Source organism: uncultured Escherichia sp. (assembly GCF_948475835.1).
Classification (GTDB): Bacteria; Pseudomonadota; Gammaproteobacteria; order Enterobacterales; family Enterobacteriaceae; genus ECMA0423.
This window is the reverse complement of record NZ_CAOLGM010000176.1, coordinates 1-6,989: the sequence shown is the minus strand read 5'-3', so window position 1 is coordinate 6,989 and position 6,989 is coordinate 1. Positions and strand designations below refer to the sequence as shown.

Genomic DNA, 6,989 nt, shown 5'->3' with positions numbered 1-6,989 from the left:
AAAACGGTTCTGTGAAAGTGACACGAACCGATCTCCATCGATGTTACTCACCGATCTCCTTCACGGTAATACGCAACGCCCACGGTAATGTTGATGACTGCCCCAAATTTACACTCCCTCCATTAACACAATCTTCAGGTCGTGCAGATGAAAAACGTCTGGAAGATGCAATCAGGGCTCAGGATGAAAGCCGTGAGCGCGAACTGGCGCTGCAACGCGCACTACAGCAAGAACAGGAAAAGGCCGAACACCTCACTCAACGCCTGAATGAAGCCAGAGCGCGTAACCAGCATGTTGCCGATATTCTCTCTATTGATGAAGCGGAAACCCGCCGTCGCCTGATTGACTCTCGCCTGCTTGCTGCTGACTGGAATGTAGGCGAAGACCTTAAAAATACCGATCAGGTTACGCAGGAACATCCCGTTAAAGAACAACCTACCGCGACCGGAGACGGTTATGCGGACTATGTCTTGTGGGATGAGGCACACAAACCGCTGGCGGTGGTGGAAGCAAAAAAAACCAGCGTCAATGCCGAGCAAGGACGAATTCAGGCCCGGCTGTATGCAGACTGGCTGGAAAAAGAATACGGCCAGCGTCCGATCATCTTCTACACCAACGGCTATGATATCTGGCTGTGGGATGACCATAAAACTCATGGTTATCCCCCGCGTCGGGTGTTTGGCTTCTACAGCAAGGAAAGCCTGCAATATCTTATTCAACAGCGTGAAACCCGTCTGCCGCTGAACAGTGTGGCGCACGTAAAAGATAACGAAGGTAAGGCCGTTGCCGGACGTTTGTACCAGCTTGAAACCATTGCCCGTGTCAGCGAGCGGTTTACCAACAAGTACCGGCAATCGTTAATTGTTCAGGCTACGGGTACAGGCAAAACTCGCGTGGCAATTGCACTGAGCAAACTGATGATAGATGCCCGCTGGGTAAAACGCGTCTTGTTTCTTTGTGACCGCAAAGAATTACGTAAACAGGCGGCGAATGCCTTTAATCAATTCACCAATGAGCCGTTGTATGTTGTCGGTAAATCGAAAAAAGCAGACAGGCAGAACGCCAGGATCTACATCGCTACCTATCCTGGCATGATGAAAATCATGGACCATTTCGATGTCGGTTATTTCGATTTGATCATCGCCGATGAATCCCACCGCTCTATCTACAACGTCTACGGCGATCTGTTTAAGTATTTTGATGCCCTCCAGATTGGCCTGACGGCGACGCCGATTGACATGGTGAGTAAAACCACTTTCGGCCTGTTTGGTTGTGAAGGACGTATTCCTACCGCCAACTACAGCCTGGAAGATGCCATCGCCGATAACAATCTGGTTCCCTATGAGGTTGTCACGTACACCACAGAATTCCTGCGCGAAGGCATCAAACGGGAGAAATTAAGCGACGCACAAATCCGCGAGCTGGAAGAACAAGGCATGGATCCCAATACGCTGGAGTTTGATGGCAAGGCGCTGGATGAGGCGATCTACAACAAAGACACCAACCGCTATATCCTGCGTAACCTGATGGAAAATGGCCTGAAAGATCGGGACGGCCAGTTGCCAGGTAAAACCATCATTTTCGCCCGTAACCACAAACACGCGCTGCTGTTGAATGAATTATTCGACGATATGTACCCGCAGTTTGCCGGGCGCTTCTGCCAGGTCATCGACAACTACGATCCCCGCGCCGAGCAATTGATTGATGATTTTAAAGGGCTGGATGAAAGCACCAACAAAGAGCTGACCATCGCTATCTCCGTTGACATGCTCGATACCGGTATTGATGTCCCGGAAATTGTGAATCTGGTCTTTGCCAAACCGGTCAAATCAAAAGTGAAGTTCTGGCAGATGATTGGCCGTGGTACGCGCCTCTGTCCTGGGTTGTACGGTTACGACGATAACGGCAAACCGCTGGATAAACAGAAATTCCGCATTTTCGATCACTGGGGCAATTTTGAGTATCACGAACTGCATACCGAAGAGGCCGAAGTCACAGCGACAAAATCGCTTGCACAAAAACGCTTCGAAGCGTGGGTTATGCTGGGGGCCGCTGCGCAGCGTAAATTCGACAAACAGGCGGTGGATTTAGTTGCTCATCAGCTTCGCGAGCAAATCAACGCACTGGATGAAAAGTCGATTGCCGTACAGGAAAAGTGGCAGCAAAAAGCGCAGTACAGTGATGAAAAGGTGCTGCGCCAGCTTTCTCCGAAAACACAGCAGGATCTGCTATCTGTTCTGGCCCCGCTGATGCAGTGGCTGGACGTGCGCGGGCAAAGCGATGCCATGCGCTTTGATATGGATATTCTGGCGGCGCAAACTGCCCGTTATACCAACCCGGAAGAGCTGGATGTGCTCTGGCCGGTCATCGTCGAAAAAGTGGAGCGCCTGCCGCCGCATCTGGCGCAGGTGCAACAGCAGGGACAGCGAATTAATCAGCTTCGTGATTTGGGCTGGTGGAAGCAAGCCAGTCTGGAAGAGCTGGAGGATATCCGCATTCATTTGCGCGGTATCATGCACCTGATGGAAAAAGACGCGACGCCGAAATTTGGTTCGATACAGGTGGATATTACCGAAGATGCGAACCTGATCCAGACGGAAACCCGCAAAACCAACATCCGCTCGATTGATTTCAAACTCTATCGCCAGCAAGTTCAGGGGGCGCTGGAGCCGCTGTTCCAGCAAAATCCGGTGCTGAAGAAAATCCGCAACGGCGAGCCAGTCACACAAAACGAGCTTGATGAACTGGCGAAGCTGGTGCTGATCCAGAACCCCAACGTTGATATTCGTGCGCTGAAAGAGTTCTATCCGCAGGCAACTGCCAGCCTGGATAAACTTTTGCGTACCATCATCGGGATGGACAGCGACGCGGTGGAAGTCCGCTTTGCTCAGTTCGCCGCTGATAACAGTCTGACCAGCCAACAACTGCGCTTCCTGTCATTGCTGAAAAACCACATTCGCGATTACGGCACCATTGAAATGCGGCAGCTCTTTGAACAGCCTTTTACGCATATCCACAATGAAGGCGTTACCGGTGTGTTCCCTGATATAGAGCAAATAGCCCGCTTGCAAAAGATAGTCGAAGAGCTGGGTGTTGTGACCGACGCAGCGACGGTATAATACGCACATGACAAGCCCCGGCAGCGGGGCTTTTGTATTTAAAACAGGATATAAAAGCTAACAATGATCACTGGTGACTTAAAAAGTAAAATCGACGGCCTGTGGGAAGATTTCTGGGTGGGTGGTATCACCAACCCGCTGACCGTAATCGAACAGATCACCTATCTGATGTATTCCCGGATGCTGGATACCCAGGAACAACGGGATGAGAAGCGTAAACAAATCGCGGGTATTGATTTTAAACCGCGTTTTGCGCCAGAACAGCAGGAGTTCCGTTTCAGTCACTATAGCAATCTTGGCTCGGATGAGATGATGGAAGTGGTGCGCGATGGTGTATTCCAGCATTTTCGTCAGCTCGGCCAGGCCGATGCGTCGAAGGTAACGCTGCTGGGCAACTTTATGAAAGATGCCCGCCTGGAGATTGTTAAGCCGTCATTGCTGACCAAAGCGGTTGAGGTGATCAAAAACCTGCCGCTGGATCGTGGCGACACCAAAGGCGACCTTTACGAATACCTGTTAAGCAAGCTGACCACTGCCGGAATCAACGGTCAGTTCCGCACGCCGCGCCACATTATCCGCACGATGGTTGAAATGATGGAGCCGAACCCGGCCCGCGGCGAGACGATTTGCGATCCAGCCTGTGGCACCGGTGGTTTTCTGGCAACCAGCTATGAATATCTGCTGGAGAAGTACAGCTCGCTGGAATCTATTCATACTGAGATTGGTACCAACGAACGTGGTGAGCTGGAAGAGCAAAAAATCTTTACCGGCGATCTGCTGACACCGTGGCGTAACCATGTGGATAACAACATGTTCCACGGTTACGACTTTGACACCACCATGCTACGTATCGCCGCCATGAACCTGATTATGCACGGTGTGGAAGCGCCTGATATCCACTATCAGGACACAATGAGCCAGAGTTTCAGCACTAACTTCCCGCAGGCCAGTAAAAACGCCTTCAACCTGATTCTGGCGAACCCGCCGTTTACCGGTTCACTGGACGAGGAAGATATCGACTCCACGCTGTCGGCAATGGTGAAAACCAAAAAAACTGAACTGCTGTTCCTGGCGCGGATTCTGCAAATGCTGAAAGTGGGCGGGCGCAGTGCCACTATCGTGCCGCAGGGCGTGCTGTTTGGCTCCAGTAAGGCGCACCAGTCACTTCGCAAAACGCTAGTGGAAGATAACCAACTGGAAGCGGTGATCAACCTGCCTTCTGGTGTATTTAAGCCTTACGCTGGCGTGGCGACGGCGATCCTGATCTTTACCAAAGGCGGTCAGACGGACGAGGTCTGGTTCTACGATCTGCAAAATGACGGCTACAGCCTAGATGACAAGCGCAATCCGATAAAAGACAACGATCTGCCGCATCTGCTGGCAAGCTGGAAGCATTACCGTACTTTACGCGGGCTACCGGTTGATAACTTTATGGGTGAGAAGTTAGGCTCGTTGCTTAAACAGCAGTACCCGGAAGGGATTGATGCTGGCGTTGATTTTAAAGATCGCACGCAGGCGGCGTTTGTTGTACCGAAAGCGGATATTGCTGCGCAGAAATACGATCTCTCTATTAATCGTTATAAAGAAGTTGTGTATCAGGCGGAGGAATATGAAGATCCGAAGGTGATACTGAAACGATTAAAAGATCTGGAAAAAGAGATTCTGGCAGATCTGGATGAACTGGAGGGGATGCTGTGAATTGGCCGAAGGTGAAGTTGGGGGATGTTTGTGAAATAAATATCGGAAAAACTCCCAGCAGGAGTAATAGCAGATATTGGGGGGAGGGTCATAGATGGTTATCTATAGCTGATATGAATCAAGGTAAATGGATCTCGAATACAAAAGAACAGATTACCGATCTCGCTATCCAAGAGTCTGGAATAAAAAAAGTTCCAGCAAATACAGTATTATTTAGTTTTAAATTATCTATTGGAAAAGTTTGTTTGTCTGAGACGGAAATTTATACAAATGAAGCAATTGCGGCCCTTCCGATAAAAAACAAAAATACATTAGATACTATTTATCTAAGCCATGTCATGAAATCATTAGCGTTTTCAGATATGACAGATAATGCTGTGATGGGGGCTACTCTTAACAAAAAGAAACTTGCTGAGGTTCGTATTCCCCTACCATCGATTGAGGAACAAAAACGTATTGCTGCTATCCTCGATAAAGCCGATGATATACGCCAAAAACGCGAGCAGGCCATCAAACTAGCGGATGATTTTTTGCGTGCTAAGTTTTTAGAGATGTTTGGAACTCCTGCAAACAACATACATCGTTTCCCGACAGGAAAGATTCGCGACTTGGTTGATTCAGTAAATTATGGAACTTCAGCAAAAGCTTCTATTGATTCTGGTGAATATCCTATATTGCGGATGGGTAATATAACGTATCAAGGTGGGTGGGATTTTACAGATTTAAAATATCTTGATCTCAGCGTAAAAGAAAAGGATAAATTTTTGGTTAAAGAAGGCGATCTCCTTTTCAATCGTACTAACAGTAAGGAACTTGTTGGTAAAACAGCTGTGTATGAAGAAAACCGGCCGATGGCATTTGCTGGATATTTAATCCGTGTTAGACCTAATCCTATCGGAAATAACTACTATATTTCAGGCTATCTTAATTCCATCCATGGCAAAATCACATTGATGAATATGTGTAAAAGTATTGTTGGCATGGCTAATATTAATGCACAGGAATTGCAGAATATAGAGATATTAATCCCACCTAAGCATCTACAAGATGAGTATGAGATTATTTATAAAAAAATAAAAAAAGGACTAAGCATTTATGATAAAAGCGCGATGCAACTTCAACTTTTAGCATCAAACCTATCGAATGAATATTTCATGTAAGGTTCATTATGAAATTGACTAAACTTGTACTTGAAAATTTCAGATCTGTTAGAGAGCGGCAGGAAATTGATTTTGCACCTGTAACATTACTATTGGGGCCAAACAGCGCGGGCAAGACTACTATTTTAATTGCATTATTTTATCTTCAACAAATATTAGACCGTGAGCAGTGTGATCCTATATATTTAGAAGCTATGGGGAACAGGCGCATAGATGGATTTAGATCTCTAGTCCATAATGGGGATCTGAATAATGTAATTACTATTGGTATCGGTTTCGATCCTGAACAAACAATAGGTGTAGAATATAAAACATATTTAGAAGAACTTGGTGATATTTTCGATATTCATTTTATAAAAATGAAAGACATTGCAGATGAAACTGAAAAGGTTTATTTAGAGTTTAAAATCGCATGGTCACAATTGCACAGAGCAGCATATATAAAGAACTATGCTGTTTCTATAAATAATGAATTTATTGGAGAGCTAAGTAATGATGAGCATACTAAATCATCTTTAGTAAATAGATTGAACTTTACTCATCCGTTGCTTCTTCCTATTGATTATAATTTATGGCTTGAATCTATTGATAAGGAAGGATTAGATACAATTGCCAGTGAATTTGAAATATCTTTAAATGACTTAATACCTGGCTTAGAACGTAATAAAAGTGGTGCAACAGAGCGAGTAAAAACTGTTGATTATATATTTGAAGAAGATAAAGAAAAACCAATGTTTCCTGTTTTTTTAAAGACGAAAATTGGTGCATTACCTCAACTGGGAAGAACTGTCGATACAAATTTGAAAGTTTTTGATATATCCGAGCCAGTTGAGTATTTTAATCGAGATATAATCACCAGAGTGCTAACGCAAGTTTTTACTTCTCCATTAGATAAATTAAATAATTATTTAAAGGCTAGCGTATCTATTGGACCGTTAAGAATTATACCTGATTCTTCATTTACGCCAAATCCTTATCCAGAACAAAATGGATGGTTTGATGGTACATCAGC

4 protein-coding genes are annotated in these 6,989 nt (G+C 45.8%); all 4 read left to right on the top strand.

Translation table 11 applies throughout. The features are described from left to right. A partial coding sequence (locus QZF50_RS21865) for a DEAD/DEAH box helicase family protein (protein ID WP_290388992.1) occupies positions 1-3,119 on the top strand: 3,119 nt, incomplete at its 5' end. Between the two features lie 63 nt (positions 3,120-3,182). Then, on the top strand, positions 3,183-4,817 hold the full coding sequence (locus tag QZF50_RS21860) for a class I SAM-dependent DNA methyltransferase (protein ID WP_061892630.1): 1,635 nt from the start codon (positions 3,183-3,185) through the stop codon (positions 4,815-4,817). After that, a complete protein-coding gene (locus tag QZF50_RS21855; RefSeq protein WP_061892631.1) occupies positions 4,814-5,977 on the top strand; it encodes a restriction endonuclease subunit S in 1,164 nt (387 codons plus the stop codon). The genes QZF50_RS21860 and QZF50_RS21855 overlap by 4 nt, the downstream gene beginning before the upstream one ends. Before the next feature lie 8 nt (positions 5,978-5,985). Next, a partial coding sequence (locus tag QZF50_RS21850; RefSeq protein ID WP_290388991.1) for an AAA family ATPase occupies positions 5,986-6,989 on the top strand: 1,004 nt, incomplete at its 3' end.